Origin of the sequence: Cohnella candidum (assembly GCF_003713065.1) — a bacterium.
GTDB lineage: Bacteria > Bacillota > Bacilli > Paenibacillales > Paenibacillaceae > Cohnella > Cohnella candidum.
This window is the reverse complement of sequence record NZ_CP033433.1, coordinates 3279639-3299105: the sequence shown is the minus strand read 5'-3', so window position 1 is coordinate 3299105 and position 19467 is coordinate 3279639. Positions and strand designations below refer to the sequence as shown.

The following is a 19467-nucleotide window of genomic DNA, read 5'->3' as shown; positions in this document are numbered from 1 at the left end:
GATATCGGGCGCTCGCCGGGTTCACGCCGTCCGGACGGCGCGAACCCGGCGCAGGAGAGGGAGAACCGTTTCGTCACCGGAAGACGAAACCTCCAAGCAGAGTGGTACCGCGGCGGCCCAAAGGCCCGTCGTCTCTAGCGCGACTAGGAGACGACGGGCTTTTTGTCGTCTCCGGAGAATTTGCGAAACCCACATTCCAAGGAGGTTTTTCCCATGAATCAAGAAAACACGCAAGCCAAGCGCCGCATTCGCATTTTCGATACGACGCTCCGTGACGGCGAGCAGGCGCCGGGCGCATCCATCAAACCGGAGCAGAAAATCGTCATTGCCCGCCAGTTGGCCCGCTTGGGCGTCGACGTGATCGAGCCCGGCTTCGCGATCTCCAGTCCCGGCGAATTCCAAGCGATTCAGCAAATTTCCCGGGAACTGCAGGGTGTAGAAATCGCCGGTTTCGCCCGCTGCGTGAAGGAAGACATCGACGCGGCCGTGGCCGCTACGCGGGATGCCGCCAAACGTCGCCTGCACCTGTTCATTTCGTCGTCCCAGATCCACCTCGACTTCCAGTTGCGCAAAACGCAGGACGAGGTCATCCGCGTGCTTCGCGACATGGTCGCGTACGGCAAACAATTCGTCGACGAAATCGAGTTTTCGCCGATGGACGCTTCCCGTTCGAGCGAGGAGTTTCTCTATCGCGTCATCGAGTCGGCGATCGACGAGGGCGCAACGGTCATCAACGTGCCGGACACGATGGGCTACGCGCTGCCGGAGGAATTCGGCCCCATGTTCACCCGCATCCGCCAAAACGTGCGCGGCGGCGATAAAGTCGCGTACAGCACGCACTGCCACAACGACTTGGGACTCGCCGTCGCGAACAGTTTGGCCGCGATCCGGCACGGGGTGACGCAGGTCGAGGTGTGCGTCAACGGCATCGGCGAACGAGCGGGCAACTGCTCGCTGGAGGAGCTGGTCATGGCGATCCACACGCGGGGAGATTCCCTCGGCGTGGAAACCGGCATCCAGCCGGAGCACATTTACGAGACGTCCCGGCTGGTCAGCCGCACGATGCATTTTCCGATCGCGTTCAACAAGCCGATCGTCGGGCGTAACGCGTTCCAGCACGAATCCGGCATCCATCAGGACGGCCTGCTCAAAAACCGCAATACCTACGAAATCATGGATCCCGAAGCGATGGGCATTCCGCGCAGCATGATCATCCTGGGCAAGCATTCCGGCCGGCACGCCATCAAGCACCGGATCGCGGAATACGGCTTCCGCCTTGAGGACGGGGAAATGGAAGAGCTGTATACCCGATTCAAAGCGAAGGCGGATGAGCAGAAAATCATTACGGACGACGTCCTGCTGCAATTGGTCGGCGAATCTACGGATACGGTGACGGAGCCCTACTCGCTGGTCGACCTGCAGGTGCTGGCGGGCTCGCAGCGTACCCGCATCGCTTCCGTGACGGTGCGCCGGGAGGACGGCTCCGAAGGTACGTTCGCGGCTTCCGGCGAAGGACCGCTGGAGGCGGTCATCCATTGCATCCGGCAAGCGGTGCCGGTGGATGCCGAGTTCGAGGATTTGGAGCTGCACTCGTTGTCTACCGGGGAAGGCGCGTTCGGGGAAGCCGTCGTCACCGTGCAGCATCAAGGGGAAAGGTACCAGGGGACGGCGGTCCATCGGGATATCATCCTGGCCGCGGCGCGGGCTTACGTATCCGCCTGCAACGGCGTCCTGTTGACCGCGCGGAGAATCGGCAAGGCTGCGGCAGCGGGGGAATAATCGTATGAAAACGGGAGGTGTGGACAAAGTTGTCCACACCTCCTGTGCATACTGTGGAGAAAACGGGGTATCCCTTGGGGGCGTAAGGAAAGCTATGCCCTGAAAAAAGGATGAGTTTTTCACAGGTTCGGTGTGGATTCTGTGGACAATGTGGACAAAACGGTGGAAAAGTGGGAGAGACGCGAAGAGGCATGAAAAAAAGCTTGCCCCGAAGCGGTTTCGCGGCCGCGGCAAATACTGCCGGGCCGGCACCCGATCGGCGCAAGCTGTGGATACTTAGGTGGATAAGATTTTCACTCTTCCATGAGCGCTTCCCATGCGGCATACGCCGCTTCCAGCTGCGGACGGAGAGCATCGGCCTGGGTTTGCTTTTCGCGGAGAAGCACGTAATCCGTACTGACCTCCGGCGAAGCCATTTGCTCTTCCAACGCGGCGATTTCCGTCTCCAGTCGGGTAATCTCGGCTTCGGCCTGCTCCCGTTTGCGCGCGCGCGCGCGTTCGTCCCGTTTGGCTTGCTTCTCCGCCTCGTAACCGACGGCAGGGATTGACGCGGAATCGGTAGACGACGAGGAAGCCGCTGACGAGGACGCGTTGTCCGCTTTCGCGCTCCATTCCGCCAGGTCGCGTTTTTTCTGGACCATGTCGTCGTAATTGCCCAGGTAGTTTTCGGTGCCGTCCGGCCGTAGCTCTACGATGCGGTCCGCGATCCGATTGAGGAAATAGCGGTCGTGGGAAACGAAGAAAAGCGTCCCGTCGTACTCTTCCAGCGCGGCCTCAAGCACTTCGCGGCTCATCAGGTCCAGGTGGTTGGTAGGCTCGTCGAGCACGAGAACGTTGGCTTGCTTCAGCATCAGCTTCGATAGCGCGACTCGGGCTTTCTCCCCGCCGCTTAAGGAACCGACCGTCTTGCGGACGTCTTCCCCGCTGAACAGGAAGTTGCCGAGGACCGTGCGGATTTCCGCTTCCGGCTTGTGCGGGTATGCGCTCCACACTTCCTCCAGCACGGTGTTGGAAGGATTCAATTCGCGCTGCTCCTGGTCATAGTAACCGAGAGAGACGCCCGCTCCCCATCTGATCGAACCCGTCCGCAGCTCCAGGCTGCCGACCAGAGCGCGGAGCAGCGTCGTTTTGCCGACGCCGTTGGGGCCGAGGAGAGCGAGGCGCTCTCCTCTTTTTACCTCTATGGAGACATCGCGAAACAGAGGTTCCATGTTCTGGGAAGGAGCCGCGGAAGCGTCGTAAACCTGCAGCACTTCCTTGCCGCTGCGGCGTTCCGTGGTGAATGAGAAGCTCGCTTGACGCAGGGCGCCCGGCTTTTCCAGCCGTTCGATCCGTTCCAGCGCGTTGCGCCGGCTCTGGGCTCGCCGCGTCGTGGAAGCCCGGGCGATGTTCCGCTGCACGAACTCTTCCATTTTCGTGATTTCTTTGCGCTGCTGTTCGTATAGCTTGAGCTTTTGCGTGAAATCAGCCGCTTTCAGTTCCATGAACCGGCTGTAGTTGCCGGTATATCGGGTCGCGTTGTGGCGCTCGATCTCCACGATGGCGTTCACCGTGGCATCGAGGAAATAACGGTCGTGGGAAACGATGACCATCGCGCCGGAGTATGTCCGCAGATATTGCTCCAACCATCCCAGCGTGTCGATGTCCAGGTGGTTGGTGGGTTCGTCGAGCAGCAGGAGATCGGGCTGCACGAGCAGCAGCCGGGCGAGGGCGAGACGCGTCCGTTGTCCGCCGCTCAGGCTCGCCACTTCCGTGTTCGGGTCGAAATCTCCGAAGCCCATGCCGTGCAGCACGCTGCGGATGCGGTTGTTCATCTCGTAGCCGCCGGCCTCGCGGAAACGTTCGGACAGGTCCGAATATTGGGCGAGCAGGCTGGCGTAACGGACGGGATCTTCCTGTTCGCGCGGATCGGCGACGCGGTTTTCCAAACCTTGAAGCTCGCGTTCCTGATCGAGCAGCGGCCCGAAAGCCGAAGTCATTTCTTCTATTAAAGTACGGTGCCCCTGAAGACCCCCGTTTTGGGCCAGATAGCCGATCCGAAGCTCTTTGGCTTTGGAGACCGAGCCGTTGTCCGCTTGGAGTTCGCCGGCCAAAATCCGGAGAAAAGTGGACTTCCCCGCTCCGTTCACGCCGACGAGGCCGATACGGTCGCGCTCGTTTACCTGGATGGAGACGCCCGTAAGCACGGGGACCGTCCCGTAATATTTATGAATGCCGGATGCCTGCAAAAGCAAAGTAAACACCCTCCGAATCAAGGAATCGCCGATTGGCATAGGATTGCAAGACCCAGTTTACCTTAAATCGGGGCGACCGTCCAAGCGGGGATGGCAGGAAGCGGAAGGCTGACGCCGAAGCAATCTTGGCGAGGGGCTGGGTTCAATGGTAAACTTGAACTATATTTTCATGCGTTTTCAAAATCGAAGGCGGGAACCGCGGTGGAAGCGACTTGGGAAGGGAAAACCAAGGCCGATTGGCGCAAGACGATGGCGGCTTCGCGCGACGCCGTGCCGGCGGAAGAGCGGATCCGAATGTCGGAGCGGCTGTGCGGGCATGTGGAACGGGAGATCCTGACGCCGATGCGAAGCCGGCTGGGTCGGCCGCTAACGGTGTGCGTGTACGCCGCTTTCCGCTCGGAGGCGGATCCGCGGCCGCTCATTCGGACGTGCTGGGAGCAGGGGGATACCGTGGCTGCTCCGCGTATCGAAGGCAGCGGCCTGGAATGGCGAATCGTGCGCCGCGAGGAAGACTGGCGGGCCGGCAAGTGGGGCATTCCCGAGCCGGATCCGGCCGCGGCCGAGGAACTTGGCGAGGACCGACCGCCCGATGCGGTGCTGGTGCCGGGGCTCGCGTTCGATCGGCAAGGCGGACGGCTCGGTTACGGCGGCGGTTATTACGATCGGATGTATGCGACCGAAACGGCACGGGGAAACTCGGACATCCGGTGGATCGGATTCGCCATGTCGCCGCAGATCGTCAGTGCGCCTCTGCCGAAAGAGCCGCATGATTTGGTTATGGACGCGGTCGCGACGGACGAAGGCATCTATTGGTTAACGGGGGAGGGGAAATGATGAAGGAATCTCCGGACAAGCTGACGCATTTCAACGAACAGGGCCGGGCGGTCATGGTGGACGTGTCGGACAAGCCGGTGACGGCCAGAACGGCAGCGGCGGAAGCGAAGGTGACGATGGCGCCGGAGACGCTGCGCCGCATACGCGAAGGTTCCGTGGCCAAAGGGGACGTGCTGGCGGTCGCCCAGGTGGCGGGAATCCAGGCGGCGAAGAAGACGTCGGACTGGATTCCGATGTGCCATCCGCTGCCGCTCACGGGCGTGAACATCCGGTTCGAGGATAACGGCAGCGACGAGTTGACCATCACCGCCGAAGTGAAAACGACGGGCAAAACCGGCGTCGAGATGGAGGCTTTGACTGCGGTCTCCGCGACGGCGCTGACCGTTTACGATATGTGCAAGGCGATCCAGAAAGATATGACGATCGGTTCGGTCCGGCTGCTGACCAAAACCGGCGGAAAAAGCGGCGATTACAACGCCGAGTGACGGATAACGCGAAAGTCGCAGCTTCTTACATGGGAGCGGGGGGAAGAGACATGCGCTGGAAGGTCGCGCTTTTGTCGGCAAGCGACAAGGGCTCCAGAGGTGAAAGAGAAGACACGAGCGCCCAGGTCATTCGGGAACTGGTTGAGGAAGAGCTCGGCGGGGACATGATCGATTACCGCGTCGTGCCCGACGAACAGGATGAAATCCGCGCCGCTTTGATCGAGATGGCCGATTACTACCAGGCCGACTTGATTCTGACGACGGGAGGCATCGGGCTCGGCTTCCGCGACGTGACGCCGGAAGCGACGCTGATGGTCGCGGAGAGAATCGTGCCCGGCCTGGCCGAAGCGATGCGTGCCGCCGCGATCGCCAAATCCCGCGCGAACGTGCTGTTTCGGGGAGTTTGCGCGATTCGGGGACGCACGTTGATCCTGAACCTGCCCGGGGAGCCCAAAGGCGTGAACGACCATCTGATGCCGATCATGGATTTGCTTCCGGAAGCGCTGGCGCAGGTGTCGGGCCAGAGGAAGGAGGCTCGGACATGACGCAGCGGGAGCAGGAGTCCGGCTTGCCGGAAGGAACGACCGTCATCGGCTCTTCGGTCTTGAGGGAAGTGAAGGTGGAGGACGCGGTCGGCATGGTTCTCGCCCACGACCTGACGCAGATTTTGCCGGGTACGTTTAAGGGCAGGCTGTTCCGCAAGGGTCACCGGGTTGCGGAGGCCGACATTCCGAAGCTGAAGGATATCGGCAAGGAGCACTTGTACGCCATCGAATTGGCCGAAGGGGATCTGCATGAAGACGATGCTGCGCTCCTCATGGCGAAAGCGCTGGCAGGCGAAAATATCGCGTTCGGCGAACCCCACGAAGGCAAAGTGACGTTAAAGTCCGAAATCGGCGGGCTCGCGGCGATCCCGAAAGAGGTCGTCGACGCCATCAATGCCGTCGGAGAAATCGCGCTTGCCACAGTGGTCAACCATCGCGTCGTCCGGCAAGGCGAAGCTTTGGCCGCTACGCGCGTCATTCCGCTGATCGTGCCGGAGGAGAAGGTTCGGCGGGTCGAGGAGATCGCGGAGGCTTACCGGGCTCGGCACGAGGGAAGGTCGCCGTTGTCCGTGCGGCCGCTCAAACGGATGCGCGCAGGTTTGCTCACGACCGGCAGCGAAGTGTTCTCCGGCCGCATCGAGGACAAATTCGGCCCGGCCGTCGCCGCCAAGCTGGAAGCGCTCGGCTCGGAGCTCGCCGAACAGCGGTTCGCGCCTGACGATCGCCATACAATTGTCAAGGAAATCCGCTATTTCCTCGCCCAAGGGTATGATATGATACTCGTATCGGGCGGCATGTCTGTCGACCCCGACGACCGTACGCCCGGCGCGATTGCTGCGGCCGGAGCGGATATCGTCAGTTACGGGACTCCTATGCTTCCGGGTTCTATGCTTCTCTTCGGTTATTTGGAAGGCGTGCCGATTTTCGGTTTGCCGGGCTGCGTCATGCACGATCCGTACACGTCGTTCGACGTGCTGCTTCCGCGGGTTTTGGCGGGAGACGAGATCGGGCGGCAGGATATCGTAAGCATGGGTTATGGCGGATTGCATCGCTGAGCGGTGGATCGCTGCGTATATCAATTCACGAGAATGGGAGAGAATGCGAATGGGCGGTATCGGCGCATCGGGCCTCATTTTGCTCATCCTGATCGCTTTGCTGTTGTTCGGGCCGAACAAGCTGCCTGAGCTGGGCAGGGCTTTCGGACGTACGCTGAGAGAATTCAAGAAAGGCGCGAACGACCTGATGGACGACAATCAGGAGCGTAACGCGCGCCGCGTGGAAGTGTCTCCGCAGGAGAAGGAACAGCCGGCGACGGAGCCGGCCACGGAGCGGCGCATCCCGGAATAAGCCGGAATCGCGCGAGGGGCGGCTGCATGCGCAGCCGCCTTTGTTCATGATAGAAGACATTGAACCTACAGGAGGTCCCCATGGTGCAACGCCCCGTTTCCGCCGAAGAAGACGGCGGAATGTCGATATGGGACCATATCGGCGAGCTCCGGCGGCGAGTGGTCTACTCGCTGATCGTGTTCGCGGCCGGCATGGTCGGCGGCTTGTTCGGCGCGGAGCCGCTGTTCAACTACCTGGTCGCCGCCGCTCCGACCGAGCATTTGGAGTTGAACGCGTTTTCCCCGTGGGACGCGATCAGCTTATATATGAAGTTCGCGGTGCTCATTTCCTTCATCGTCGCGATCCCGTTCACGTTTTACCAGCTGTGGGCGTTCGTGAAGCCGGCACTGGGCAGAAATGAGCAGCGGGCTACACTGCGCTACATACCGGGCGCGCTCGTCATGTTCCTCATCGGGCTGTCATTCGCTTATTACGTCGTTTTTCCCATGGCCTACTATTTTACCGAACGCGTGACGGAAAACATGGGGCTGAAGCAGACGTACGGACTGACCCAGTACTTTTCGTTCCTGTTCAACCTGTTGATCCCGATTTCGCTTCTCTTCGAGCTGCCGCTCGTGATCATGTTCCTGACGAGAATCGGCATCTTGAACCCGCAGCTGCTTCGTAAAATGCGGCGTTTGGCATGGTTTATCATGTCGGTTATCGGGGTGACGATTACGCCTCCCGACGTGATTTCGGATTTGCTCGTCGCCGTGCCGCTGATTATCCTGTACGAGTTCAGCGTGTTGCTGTCGACGATGGCCTACCGTAAAAGACTCGCGGCTCGGGCGGCCAGGGAAGCCGAATTGGACCGCGAAGAAGATTGATCGCCGGCGAATCCGCCGGCGATTTTTTTCGCCAAACTGAATGCATTTTTCCCAATTCCCGTCAAATTTCGATATTCGGCGGAGAGAATTTATGGTATGCTTGGATACGAAAAGGCTTACATAGGCTGGGTCATTATTCCGGGAGGAGACGAAAGATGCGCAATATGTCACTGCGTCAGAAATTTTTGATCGGATTCGGTTTGAATACGGTTTTGCTGGTCGTCGCTTTCATCTTGATGTTTAAGCATTTGAGCGAAGATTCGGCCTTGATGGTGGGAGTTTCCGTGATATTCGCCGTCATGATCGGTTTTTCCGCGTTCGTTTTCCTGGTGGTCGGACGTAACATCACCGATTCCGTCGGCCATGTTACCTCGACCTTGAAGAACATCGCATCCTCCGGCGGGGATTTGACCAGACGGATCCATGTCCGCGCGACGGACGAAGTGGGGGAACTGGCCGCTTCCGCCAATAGTCTGCTGGACGGCCTGCAGAAAATGATGAAGGAGCTGCGCGACAGCACGGCTGAACTCGCCGCGGCTTCCATTCAACTGAAGCAGGGGGCGGACGAGAACGCCCGCGTCAGCGGCGAAGTGGCGAAGGGGATCGAGAAGGTGGCGTCGGGCTCCGAGACGCAAGTCGCCCAATCGCAGGAAATCACCGCCGTCATGTCGGAGACGCTGGACGGGCTCAACCAAGTCGCGGCTACGACGACGGGAGTTTCCGATTCGGCCCAAACGACGCGCGTACGCGCGGAAGAAGGATCGGAGCTGCTGAGAACCAACTCCGAGGAAATCGCGCAAGTCGAAACCGCGTTCCGCTCATTGCAGGAGACGGTACGCGGCTTGAACCACAAGTCCGAGCAAGTCCGCGAAGTCATCGGCTATATTTCCGAAGTGTCCAACCAAACGAACCTGCTCGCGCTGAACGCGGCGATCGAAGCTGCGCGAGCCGGCGAACACGGCCGCGGTTTCGCCGTCGTTGCCGGAGAGATCCGCAAACTCGCCGACCAAACGCAGCAATCCGCGGTGCAGATCGGCGACACGCTCGAAGCGATGTCCGGCGACATCGAGAAGGTCGCCACGATGTTCGAGCAGAGCGCCAGCCAAGTCTTCACGACCGTTGCCGGCATGAGGCACGCGGAAGAAACGTTCCGGGATATCGTCGGCAGCGTCACGCAGCTGAGCGGCAACATCCTGGAAGTGGCCGCATCCGTCGAACAGATGACGGCGGGAAGCTCGTCGGTCGTTCAATCGATCCAGGACATTTCCCGCATCACCGAGGAAACGGCCTCCTTCACGGAACAAGTATCAGCGATGACGCAGCAGCAGCTTTCCTCCACGGAAGAGATGGCCAGAACCGCGGACAATCTCAGCAACATGGCCGCCCGCCTCAAAGGTTTGGTAGGCAATTTCAAAACCTGATTGAAGTCTTTGTCGATGGGGAAAACTGGCAAATATGCCCGCTCGGAGCAAGACCCGCAGCTGTTGCGGGTCTTTTCTTTTTTTTACCGGAAGGGACTTGAAAACGGGATTCAAAATCAGTATCATAAGAAATGGTTATTAGCACTTAATCGAATTGAGTGCTAACAATCCAAAAACAAACCTTTTACCTGATTCAGAAGGAGGCTATTTTCATGATCAGACCTTTGGGAGACCGCGTACTGGTCGAAGCAACCGCCAAAGAAGAGAAAACCGCCAGCGGTATCGTGCTGCCGGATACGGCGAAAGAAAAGCCGCAAGAAGGCAAAGTCGTAGCGGTAGGAAGCGGAACGGTGAACAAAGACGGACAGCGCGTCGCGCTTGAAGTCAAGGAAGGCGACCGCGTCCTGTTCTCGAAATATGCGGGAACGGAAATCAAGTACGAAGGCAAAGAGTACTTGATTATGAAAGAAAGCGACATCCACGCAATCGTCGGCTGATCGAATCCGGCCGAGCACATAAGGAACGCAATGCCGCAGCAGACGCGGCTTAAAGTTCTCGAAATCAAGGAGGGTACTTACGATGGCGAAAGAAATCAAATTCAGCGAAGACGCGCGCCGCGCGATGCTCCGCGGGGTTGACGCCCTGGCGAACGCAGTGAAAGTGACGCTCGGACCGAAAGGCCGCAACGTCGTACTCGAGAAAAAATTCGGTTCTCCGCTGATCACCAACGACGGCGTGACGATCGCCAAAGAAATCGAGCTTGAAGACGCATTCGAAAACATGGGCGCACAGCTCGTGAAAGAAGTCGCGACCAAGACGAACGACGTAGCCGGCGACGGCACGACGACGGCAACGGTCTTGGCTCAAGCGATGATCCGCGAAGGCCTGAAAAACGTAACGGCGGGCGCTAACCCGATGGTCGTGCGCAAAGGGATCGACAAAGCCGTTAAGGCAGCCGTCGAACAGCTGAAAACGATCTCCAAGCAAGTCGAGGGCCGCAACAACATCGCGCAAGTCGCCGCGATCTCCGCTGCGGACGATGAAGTCGGCCAACTGATCGCCGACGCGATGGAGAAAGTCGGCAAAGACGGCGTCATCACCGTCGAAGAATCCAAAGGGTTCCAAACCGAGCTGGAAGTCGTGGAAGGCATGCAGTTCGACCGCGGCTACCTTTCTCCTTACATGATCACGGACACCGACAAAATGGAAGCCGTGCTCGACAACCCGTACATCCTCATCACCGACAAGAAAATCTCCAACATCCAAGAGATTTTGCCGGTGCTCGAGAAAGTCGTCCAAACGGGCAAGCAGCTGCTGATCATCTCCGAAGACATCGAAGGCGAAGCGCTGGCTACGCTGCTCGTCAACCGTCTCCGCGGCACGTTCACCTGCGTCGGCGTTAAGGCTCCGGGCTTCGGCGACCGCCGCAAAGCGATGCTGCAGGATATCGCGGCTCTCACGGGCGGTACGGTCATCACCGAAGAGCTCGGTCTCGACCTCAAATCGACGACTCCGCAGCAACTCGGCTCGGCCCGCCAAATCCGCGTCAACAAAGAAAACACGATCATCGTCGACGGCGCAGGCAACAAAGCCGACATCGATGCCCGCGTAACGCAAATCAAAGCGCAAATCGAAGATACGACTTCCGACTTCGACCGCGAGAAGCTGCAAGAGCGCCTTGCCAAGCTGGCCGGCGGCGTAGCCGTCATCAAAGTCGGCGCCGCTACCGAAACCGAGCTGAAAGAGCGCAAGCTGCGCATCGAAGACGCTCTGAACGCAACCCGCGCCGCGGTTGAAGAAGGCATCGTTTCCGGCGGCGGAACCGCTCTCGTGAACGTATACCATGCCGTTGCGGCCGTTCAAGCCGAAGGCGACGAGAAAACGGGCGTGAACATCATCCTCCGCTCGCTGGAAGAGCCGATCCGTACGATCGCGGCGAATGCCGGCGAAGAAGGTTCCGTCATCGTTGAGCGCCTGAAAAAAGAATCGATCGGTACCGGCTATAACGCTGCGACCGGCGAATGGGTTAACATGTTCGAAGCCGGCATCATCGATCCGGTAAAAGTAACGCGTTACGCGCTGCAAAACGCGGCTTCCGTAGCGGCTATGTTCCTCACGACCGAAGCGGTCATCGCCGACAAGCCGGAGAAGGATAAAGCGTCTCCGGGCGGCATGCCGGGCGGCATGGGCGGCATGGACATGATGTAAGGCCGGGCAGGCGGCGCGTAAAGCGCCTCCCGCTCTCAAGGGCTTTGCCTGGGATACTCCCCGGCAAAGCCCTTTTTGCTTGTCGAATAAAGGAAAAGTTTGACGAACGGCGAATGAATTATAGGAGGATCGGGTTTACGCAGGGGGATGGCTTTTCGATGGACATGATCATGCTGGGAACCGGCGGAGGCTTTTCGAAAAAATACTACAACAACAATGCGCTTATCAACCTGAACGGGTACCGGCTTCTTATCGATTGCGGGAGCACGGCCCACCGTTCCCTCCACGAGCTCGGCTTGTCATGGGAGAAAGACGTGGACGGCGTAATCGTCACGCATATCCATGCCGACCATGTCGGCGGTCTTGAGGAAATCGCGCTTGACGGCAAATTCAAATACGGCAAGAAAATCGATCTGTTCGCCGCGGAGCAGCTGCTGCCCCTATTATGGGAAAACAGCTTGAAGGGCGGCGTCGGAGATGACGATAACGGCCGGCTGGAAGATTTTTTCCGCGTGACTCCGCTGCCGACTGACAGCGTCTTTCGCATCGGCGGCATGGAAATGTCGTTTCATAGAACGCAGCACGTGCCGGGCAAGCTCAGCTACGGGCTGACGATCGGTCCCCTGTTTTACAGTTCCGATTCGCGTTTCGACGAACGGTTGCTCTTGTCCTTGCCGAGCGATATCCGGTATATTTTGCACGATTGCTCGATGACCTCTTCCGATTTTCACGCGTCGCTCGAAGAGCTGCTCAGCCTGCCCGCGGAGGTCCAGCAGAAAATCTGGCTCATGCACTATACGGACAATCTTCAGGAATACGAGGACGCCGGGCGGCTGGGGAAGCTGAACGTTTTGCGCCAGCATCGTCTCTATCAATGGCCCGCGGAACCATAAAAATAGGAAAGCCGCCATTTCCGACATACCGGAAACGGCGGCTGTTTGTTTTACGCCAGGCGGTGCCGATCGAAAACGAGATACGTGCGCTCAGCCAACTCGCGTATAGATATAGGATGGAAAGCCGGAAGCTCGGCGTACAGCCGATCGTTCAGCGGAGCTTTCCAGGTTTCAGGCAGCCGGTCGGCGCCCCAGACCGCACCCAGGATGGAGCCCACGGTCGCCCCGTTGCAGTCGGTGTCCCAGCCGCATAAGACCGAGGTCGTAACGGCCGTTTCGAAGTCCCCCCGGGAGAAAATCAGGGATGCCGCGACGACCGCCGCGTTATTGTTGGTGTGAACCCCATCGTAATGGCTGAACGCCTGCCATAGACAATCCGCCATGGTGCTCGCGTCCTCCGCGTCCCGCGCGATTTCGACCGCCCGGCGGACATCTATAGCCAACTGGCATTCCGCCGGAATTTCCGACAGGCCGATTTCCACGAGCCGCTCGGGATCGGATTCAACGAATGCCGCCGCCACCATAGCCGCGACGAACATTTCGCCGTAGATTCCGTTGCGGACGTGGGAGAAGGACGCGTCCCGCCAGGCGAGCTCGGCGGCCAGCTCCGGCCTTCCCGCCGCCCCGTATCCCCAGGCATCGGCTCGGATTTGCGCTCCGATCCATTCTCGGTAAGGATTAAGGTGAGTTGCCACCCAAGGCTGCCCCTTCGTTTCCCAATCGTCCGGTTTGCCGGCTCCGGTGAGTGGAGCGAATCTCGCGAAATTGAAATACGCCTGGGTTTCGGCCGTGCATACCTGTCCGTAAGTGAGATACTTATGCCAAAGCTTGCCGATGTCCCACGTACTGAAACCGAAGCCCTTCTCTTCGAGCATGATCAATCCGAGCACCGAGTAGCGCAGATCGTCGTCCGTTTCCATGAAGGAGATGTCCTCCCGGACACTGTGCATGCCCCAAGGAGCCAGCACGAGGCCGTGATCGGCTTCGGCTCTCGAGTGTTTCGGCGTATAGTCCGCGATCGGCCAAGCATCCGCTCCTTCGAACCACAGCCGGACGTTTCGCCAGCCCGGGCTCGATTCGGTCCCATACACGAAAGGGGCGATCTCCAGCGGTTTGCCGAGAGCGCAACCGATACATCGTCCCAGCCAAGCTCCGTGGAATCTGTCCTTCCAAGCTTCTTCGGAAAGTTCGACGATGAGCCTCCGGGGACCGCTGGGACGCAGCGAACGGATGCCCTCCAAATCGGACGGCTGACGAGCCTGCAATTCGGTTGGTACCGGAATTTCATGCAGTTCCCGCCACAAAGCGGTTAATGCGGCTTCATCCGCGTCTTCCATACCGGCCAGGCGCTGCTCCCAGCCATCCAAATCGCAGCCTTCCAGCATCTTCTGCTTCCATTCATCCCGCACCAACTGATGCAGCGGAGCCCAACCCGACATTCCGATCGCCGCCTCCACAGGATTTTTCATCCGAATTATTAAAAAGTTTTGAAATTTTACTCTCTTTCATTATATAATTCAAAAGGAAATCTTTCGCAAGTACCAAATTCATGGGGCAGGGGCACAACATTCATGGCATTCGAAACGGCTGTACAGTTCATTCGCTCGACCTTGGATCTGGCGGCGGAGGAGCTCGAAATCCATAATACGAACCGGTTTTTCAACCGGATTTCCAAAGACAAAGAACAGTTCACGCGGGAAGAGATCGAAGAGGAAATCCGGAATGCCGCCGATTTCGGCGCGGAGAGGTTTCTCATCCGAGACGGGGACCTTAGCGTCGGGGTGATCGAATACTTGATGAAAAACCCGAACGACGGACAAACATGGCTCGGGTTGCTGGTGATCCGCCAAGACTTGCATTCGCGGGGTTACGCAAAAGCGGCGCTTCGGAAATTTTACGGCGTCATGAGAGAGGGCGGCGTCACGCAGTTTCGCATCGGCGTACTCGAAAACAACGACCCCGCTCACGCGTTCTGGACGAGGCAAGGCTTCCGCCGGCTGGACGGCATGAAGCAGGTGGACGGGCGGAACGCCGTCGTATACGAGAAAAGCGTCCCGGAGGCGCACTAAAGGGAATGGCCGCGCGGTTTAACGCCGGCCATTCTCTTCGTGAAGGCAGGAAAGCCCATTCCGCATGTAGAAGAAATTAGAAAGATGTCGAAAAAGGAAAGCGGATTCGGGTTATGCCATTCACGTCAAGAAAATGGAAACTGCTTGCCGTTGTCGCGTGCTTCGCCGTTTTGGCCGGTTTGCGTCTCGGCTGGGGCGGCATCGTGCACCACGGCGACCCCGTCGCGAGGAACGGGGTTCTCGATTTGCGGAGCTGGAGCCCCGGATGGAACGCTTCGCTGCCGCTGAACGGGGAGTGGACGTTTTATCCGGGACGATACGTCCAGCCGGGAGAGACTTCACCGAATGCCGATGCCCGTGCAATCCGTGTCCCGGGACCGTGGGATGGCGTTTTCGGCTCGCCTTACGGATACGGGACCTATAGACTGGAGATCCGACTGCCGGACAATCCGGAGCATGGGGAACGGAAGTATGCCATCCGGGTGTCGATCGTCCGGACCTCGAGCGTTTTGTTCGTCAACGGACAGCGGGTGGGCGGAAGCGGCGTTCCCGGTCTGACGCGCGAGGAGACGACTCCTTTCGTGCGGCCTTACGTCGCGGACTTTGTCATCAACGGAGACCGCGCCGAAGTGCTCATTCAGGCGGCGAATTTCCACTATGGCAGCAAAGGCGGCATTTTCGACAAGATTTCCTTCGGTACCTATGAGGCCATTGAGAGAAAGAATATGCTCCAGATCGGACAGAACGCTTTGCTCATGGGCCTGTTCCTGATCAGCGGCATCTTTTTTCTCATGCTGTTCCTTTTCCGCAGGCATAAACGCGAGCTGCTGTACTTCAGCCTGTTTTTTTGGATGTCGCTGCTCTTCTTTTTGACGCACAACGAAAGGCTGCTGTTCTGGGCGTTCCCGAACATGAATTACCAACTGCAAATCAAGCTGCAGGTCATGCCGACAGCTGTGCTATTCCCGATTCTGTACGCGTTCGTCCGATGGATGTACCCGCAGCACGCCCGTCCCTGGATGACGAAATTCGCGATCGCCGGCATGTTCGTGCTGCTCGCCGTCGATGCGTTCACTCCGGCATCCGTGTCCGCCCGTTCGGAAGGAATCCTGGCCGTTTTCGACATCGTGCTGATCGGCGTGATCGTCTATCTGTTGATGAGAGAATTCGTGAGAAACACGCCGGACTCCGTGTATTCGCTCATTGCGGTGTTCTGTATTCTCATCGAGGGCGTCTTCCAGGGACTTTTCTATTTGGGGGTTGATGCCGTACAGGGATTACCTCCGATCGAGAAAATCGTGTTCGTGCTGGATATGGCGTTCGTAATCGCCAAACGTTTCTTCGCCGAGGTGGGCGAGGTCGAGACGTTGTCCAAACGCCTGCTTGTCGCCGACCGGTTGAAAAACGACTTTCTGGCCAGCACTTCGCATGAAATCCGCTTGCCCCTTCACGGGATGATCAATATCGCGCAGGTCATGATGAACGAGGAAAATTTGGGAGAGAGGGATACGGAACGGTTGTCCTTGCTTCTCGCCACCGGACGCCGTTTGTCGCACTTGCTGAACGACATGCTCGATCTTTCGAAGCTGAACGAAGGCGTTCTGGCACTGGAGTCCCGGCCGATCGACCTCCGCGTGCTGGTCAGCGGGGTGGCGGACGTCATGCGGTATTTGAACGCGGGACGGTCAGTCCGCTTCATCAACCGGGTGGATCCCTCGGTGCTGCCCGCAACGGCGGACGAGCACCGGCTCATGCAGGTGATGTTCCATCTGTTCCATTATGCCGTCAAATGGGGAGCCCGGGGCGACGTCGTCGTTACGGCCGCCATGGCCGGCGAGTCGCGGTTCGTGGAAGTGACGGTCAGCGCTCAAGGCGGCAAAGCGGAGGCGGGCGATGCCGAAGCGACGGCGGCGGATTCCGCGGCGGACTTCAGCCTGGAAATGAGCCGCAAGCTGCTCGGCCTGCACGGAAGCGAGCTCGCGGTCATGGAAATGGGAACGGAGGCGGGCGCCGATCCGGTACTCGCCATGGTGTTCCGCCTTCCCGCCGGCCGGGAAGAGCCGGCGGAGGTTGCGACAGCCGCACTGCCGCAATGGGAGGAGGCGGTCTCCGGGGAGCGGGATCCCGCGGAGGGCGTGTGGCGGCATGCCGTTCCGGACGCGCCTCGCGTGCTGCTGGTCGACGACGATCCCGTCAGCCTGCGCTTCATGTTCGATACGCTCGTGCAGGAGAAACTCGACGTCACGGCCATGACCGACGGCCAGGAGGCGCTGCGTCTTATCGAGACCGAAGGCGGCTGGGATCTGATCGTCCTCGAGGCGATGCTGCCTTACCTGTCCGGTTACGATCTGTGCCGCAAGATTCGGGAACGCCACACGTTTTACGATCTTCCCGTCTTGTTCGTTACCGCCAGCATGCAGCCGGCCTACCTGCTCGTCGGTTTCGACGCGGGAGCGAACGACTATGTCACGAAGCCGTTCAAAGCGCCGGAGTTTCTGGCGAGAACGCGGATTCTGCTGCGCATGAAGCAATCGATCCGGGAGCGGCTGGACATCGAGATGGCGCTCATCCAGGCGCAGATCAAGCCCCATTTCCTATACAACACGCTGAACACGATCGCCAGCCTGAGCGAAATCGATCCGGATCGCACCCGCGACCTGCTCGCGGATTTCGGCAGTTATTTGCAAAGCTCGTTCGATCTAAGGAACCTGGACCGCAAAGTGCCGTTCGATCAGGAGTGGAAACTCGTCCAATCTTATTTGAACATCGAGAAGGCCAGGTTCGGCTCCCGCATTCAGTTGACCGTTTCCTTGCCGGATTCCGTTTCGCTTTCTTTGCCTCCGCTTACGATTCAGCCGATCGTGGAGAACGCGTTGCGGCACGGAGTGCTGAAAAGGGTCGAAGGAGGCAGGGTTCACATCGAGATCAAGGAGGCCGCAGGGTACGTCCGGATTTCCGTCCGGGATAACGGCGTCGGCATCCCGCCGACGAAGAAGGCATCCATTCTCGAGGGAACCTATCGTTCCGGCATCGGGCTGGTGAACGTGGACAGGCGGCTCAAAAACGCATACGGACACGGGCTCTCGATCGAGAGTTTGGAAGGGGAAGGGACGGAAGTAAGCTTCCGGATTCCCTTACCGCAAGGCAGGGAGGAAACCGCATGAGGGTAATCGTCATCGATGACGAACCGTTGGCGCTGGAAAGCATGGTCCGCATGCTGAAGCGCTTGGACGTCGAAGTTGCTGCAGCTTTCCAAAACCCGCTCGAAGCGCTGAAACCGGACCTATGGAGGGACGTGGAAGCGGCCTTCGTCGATATCGACATGCCGGGCATGAACGGCCTGGAGCTGGCATCCCGCCTGCAAACTTACGATTCCGCGTTGGAAGTCGTGTTCGTGACGGCGTACGACCAGTATGCGGTCAAAGCTTTCGATATCGCGGCCGCGGACTATTTGATCAAACCGGTTCGGTCGGTCCGCCTGGAGAAAACGCTGGAGAGGCTCCGCCAAAGCCGCCGCTTGCCCCCGCCGCCGGACATCCAAGAGCGCCTGCCGGTGTTAGGCTTGATGCACGATCTGGGCATCACGGATCCGAAGGGAAAGACCGCCGAAATTCCGTGGAGAACGTCGAAAGCCAAAGAGTTGTTCGCCTATCTGATCCACGAACGGGACAGGGCCGTCTCCAAAGAACAGCTTCAGGATCTGTTGTGGCCGGATTTGGATACGGATAAAGCGATGGCGAACCTGCACACGACCGTTTACCAGATCCGGCAAACGCTGAAAGCGGTCGATATGCCCATCCAAATCGTGTATACCGGCGGCCGCTACCGGATTGAGCCGGCAGGCGTCCGAATCGATATCGACCTCTGGGAGACGGCGCTCGATCAGGCAATGGCCGGTATGGACGAAGGAGGAGTGTACAGGCTGCTGCTCGACGGCTACCGGGGGGATTACCTCCAGGCTGAAGGCTATCTTTGGGCGGAAAACGAACGCGAGCGCTTGAGGATCAAATGGCTTCAGCTCGCTTCGGATCAAGCCGGCCGATTGGAACAGGCCGGTTTGCCGGGAGACGTGATCCGGCTGTACCAGAAGATTCAAGAGAGATTTCCCGTATGGGAAGCCTGCTATCTGGGCCTGATGAGATCCTTCGACAAGCTAGGCAACGCGGCCGAGGTCAAAAATCAGTATGCGAAGCTGCAACGGACGTTGGACGAAGAGCTCGGCATGCAGCCCGAACGCGAGATCGCCGATTGGTACGACCGTTGGACGGCCATGCGGTCTTCCGTGTAAGCCTGCTCGCTCTAGCTATCGTTTTATTCTGTTCAGGAATTGTTCAGTCGGGACGATTACAATGAGGGTGTCCCGGTTCGGCGAACCGAGTGGAAGGGCGTGCGCGCAGGAGGCTTCAGGACGATGGGAAAAATCATGATCGTGGACGATGCGGCGTTTCTGAGGGCGATGTTGAAGGAAATTCTGGTGCAGGGCGGCCATGAAATCATAACCGAGGCCTCGAACGGCGAAGAAGCCGTCGAAAGATATAAAACCTATCGGCCGGACCTGGTCACGATGGACATCACGATGCCGGTCATGGAAGGCGTCGAAGCGCTAAAGCTCATTCGTCAATTCGATCCCGCGGCCAAGGTCGTCATGTGCTCGGCGGTCGGACAGCGCCATCTCATTCTGGACGCCATCCAGTCGGGAGCGAAGGATTTCATCGTCAAGCCGTTCCAGAGCACGCGGGTGCTGGAAGCGATAAATAAAGTGATTATCGACTGATCGATGGTTACC

The 19467-nt window shown here is 58.9% G+C and carries 17 protein-coding genes; 15 read left to right on the top strand and 2 right to left on the bottom strand.

What is annotated here, in order from left to right:
• Window positions 1–213 precede the first annotated feature (213 nt).
• Window positions 214–1779, top strand: a complete 1566-nt coding sequence (locus EAV92_RS15100) for a 2-isopropylmalate synthase (protein WP_123041870.1) — start codon at window positions 214–216, stop codon at window positions 1777–1779.
• Window positions 1780–2072: 293 nt separating this feature from the next.
• Here the strand turns inward: EAV92_RS15100 and EAV92_RS15095 are convergent, their stop codons facing one another.
• A complete protein-coding gene (locus EAV92_RS15095; RefSeq protein ID WP_164472791.1) occupies window positions 2073–4013 on the bottom strand; it encodes an ABC-F family ATP-binding cassette domain-containing protein in 1941 nt (646 codons plus the stop codon).
• 201 nt (window positions 4014–4214) lie between these two features.
• On the opposite strand from EAV92_RS15095, the gene EAV92_RS15090 reads away from it, so the two are divergent.
• The 10 genes from EAV92_RS15090 to EAV92_RS15045 all read left to right on the top strand — a co-directional run bounded on the left by EAV92_RS15090 (window position 4215) and on the right by EAV92_RS15045 (window position 12612).
• Window positions 4215–4847, top strand: coding sequence for a 5-formyltetrahydrofolate cyclo-ligase (locus tag EAV92_RS15090; protein WP_164472790.1), 633 nt, complete (start codon window positions 4215–4217; stop codon window positions 4845–4847).
• Window positions 4844–5332, top strand: coding sequence for a cyclic pyranopterin monophosphate synthase MoaC (moaC, locus tag EAV92_RS15085; RefSeq protein ID WP_123041867.1), 489 nt, complete (start codon window positions 4844–4846; stop codon window positions 5330–5332). Before EAV92_RS15090 ends, moaC begins: the two co-directional genes overlap by 4 nt.
• Window positions 5333–5382: 50 nt before the next feature.
• Window positions 5383–5877, top strand: a complete 495-nt coding sequence (locus tag EAV92_RS15080) for a MogA/MoaB family molybdenum cofactor biosynthesis protein (protein WP_123041866.1) — start codon at window positions 5383–5385, stop codon at window positions 5875–5877.
• On the top strand, window positions 5874–6932 hold the full coding sequence (locus tag EAV92_RS15075) for a molybdopterin-binding protein (protein WP_123041865.1): 1059 nt from the start codon (window positions 5874–5876) through the stop codon (window positions 6930–6932). Before EAV92_RS15080 ends, EAV92_RS15075 begins: the two co-directional genes overlap by 4 nt.
• 49 nt (window positions 6933–6981) lie before the next feature.
• Window positions 6982–7224 carry a twin-arginine translocase TatA/TatE family subunit gene (gene tatA, locus EAV92_RS15070; protein ID WP_123041864.1) on the top strand — a complete coding sequence of 81 codons (243 nt, stop codon included), beginning with the start codon at window positions 6982–6984 and terminating at the stop codon, window positions 7222–7224.
• An 80-nt stretch (window positions 7225–7304) separates the two neighbouring features.
• Entirely contained in the window at window positions 7305–8090 is a 786-nt protein-coding gene (gene tatC / locus EAV92_RS15065) for a twin-arginine translocase subunit TatC (protein ID WP_123041863.1), read from the top strand.
• A 155-nt stretch (window positions 8091–8245) separates the two neighbouring features.
• A complete protein-coding gene (locus EAV92_RS15060; RefSeq protein ID WP_123041862.1) occupies window positions 8246–9511 on the top strand; it encodes a methyl-accepting chemotaxis protein in 1266 nt (421 codons plus the stop codon).
• A gap of 212 nt (window positions 9512–9723) precedes the next feature.
• Complete coding sequence (gene groES, locus EAV92_RS15055; protein WP_123041861.1) at window positions 9724–10008, top strand: co-chaperone GroES; 285 nt, start codon at window positions 9724–9726, stop codon at window positions 10006–10008.
• A gap of 82 nt (window positions 10009–10090) precedes the next feature.
• Entirely contained in the window at window positions 10091–11719 is a 1629-nt protein-coding gene (gene groL, locus EAV92_RS15050; protein ID WP_123041860.1) for a chaperonin GroEL, read from the top strand.
• Window positions 11720–11877: 158 nt separating this feature from the next.
• Entirely contained in the window at window positions 11878–12612 is a 735-nt protein-coding gene (locus tag EAV92_RS15045; protein ID WP_164472789.1) for an MBL fold metallo-hydrolase, read from the top strand.
• Window positions 12613–12662: 50 nt separating this feature from the next.
• On the opposite strand, the gene EAV92_RS15040 is transcribed toward EAV92_RS15045, so the two are convergent.
• The gene (locus tag EAV92_RS15040; RefSeq protein ID WP_123041858.1) at window positions 12663–14051 is read right to left on the bottom strand and encodes an ADP-ribosylglycohydrolase family protein; all 1389 of its coding nucleotides are present in this window, start codon (window positions 14049–14051) and stop codon (window positions 12663–12665) included.
• 132 nt (window positions 14052–14183) lie between these two features.
• On the opposite strand from EAV92_RS15040, the gene EAV92_RS15035 reads away from it, so the two are divergent.
• The 4 genes from EAV92_RS15035 to EAV92_RS15020 all read left to right on the top strand — a co-directional run bounded on the left by EAV92_RS15035 (window position 14184) and on the right by EAV92_RS15020 (window position 19455).
• Complete coding sequence (locus EAV92_RS15035; RefSeq protein WP_123041857.1) at window positions 14184–14681, top strand: GNAT family N-acetyltransferase; 498 nt, start codon at window positions 14184–14186, stop codon at window positions 14679–14681.
• A gap of 113 nt (window positions 14682–14794) precedes the next feature.
• The gene (locus EAV92_RS15030; protein WP_123041856.1) at window positions 14795–17845 is read left to right on the top strand and encodes a hybrid sensor histidine kinase/response regulator; all 3051 of its coding nucleotides are present in this window, start codon (window positions 14795–14797) and stop codon (window positions 17843–17845) included.
• On the top strand, window positions 17842–18969 hold the full coding sequence (locus tag EAV92_RS15025) for a response regulator (protein WP_123041855.1): 1128 nt from the start codon (window positions 17842–17844) through the stop codon (window positions 18967–18969). Before EAV92_RS15030 ends, EAV92_RS15025 begins: the two co-directional genes overlap by 4 nt.
• 123 nt (window positions 18970–19092) lie before the next feature.
• Window positions 19093–19455: a response regulator gene (locus EAV92_RS15020; RefSeq protein ID WP_123041854.1), complete on the top strand. Its 363-nt coding sequence runs from the start codon at window positions 19093–19095 to the stop codon at window positions 19453–19455.
• Window positions 19456–19467: the final 12 nt, after the last annotated feature.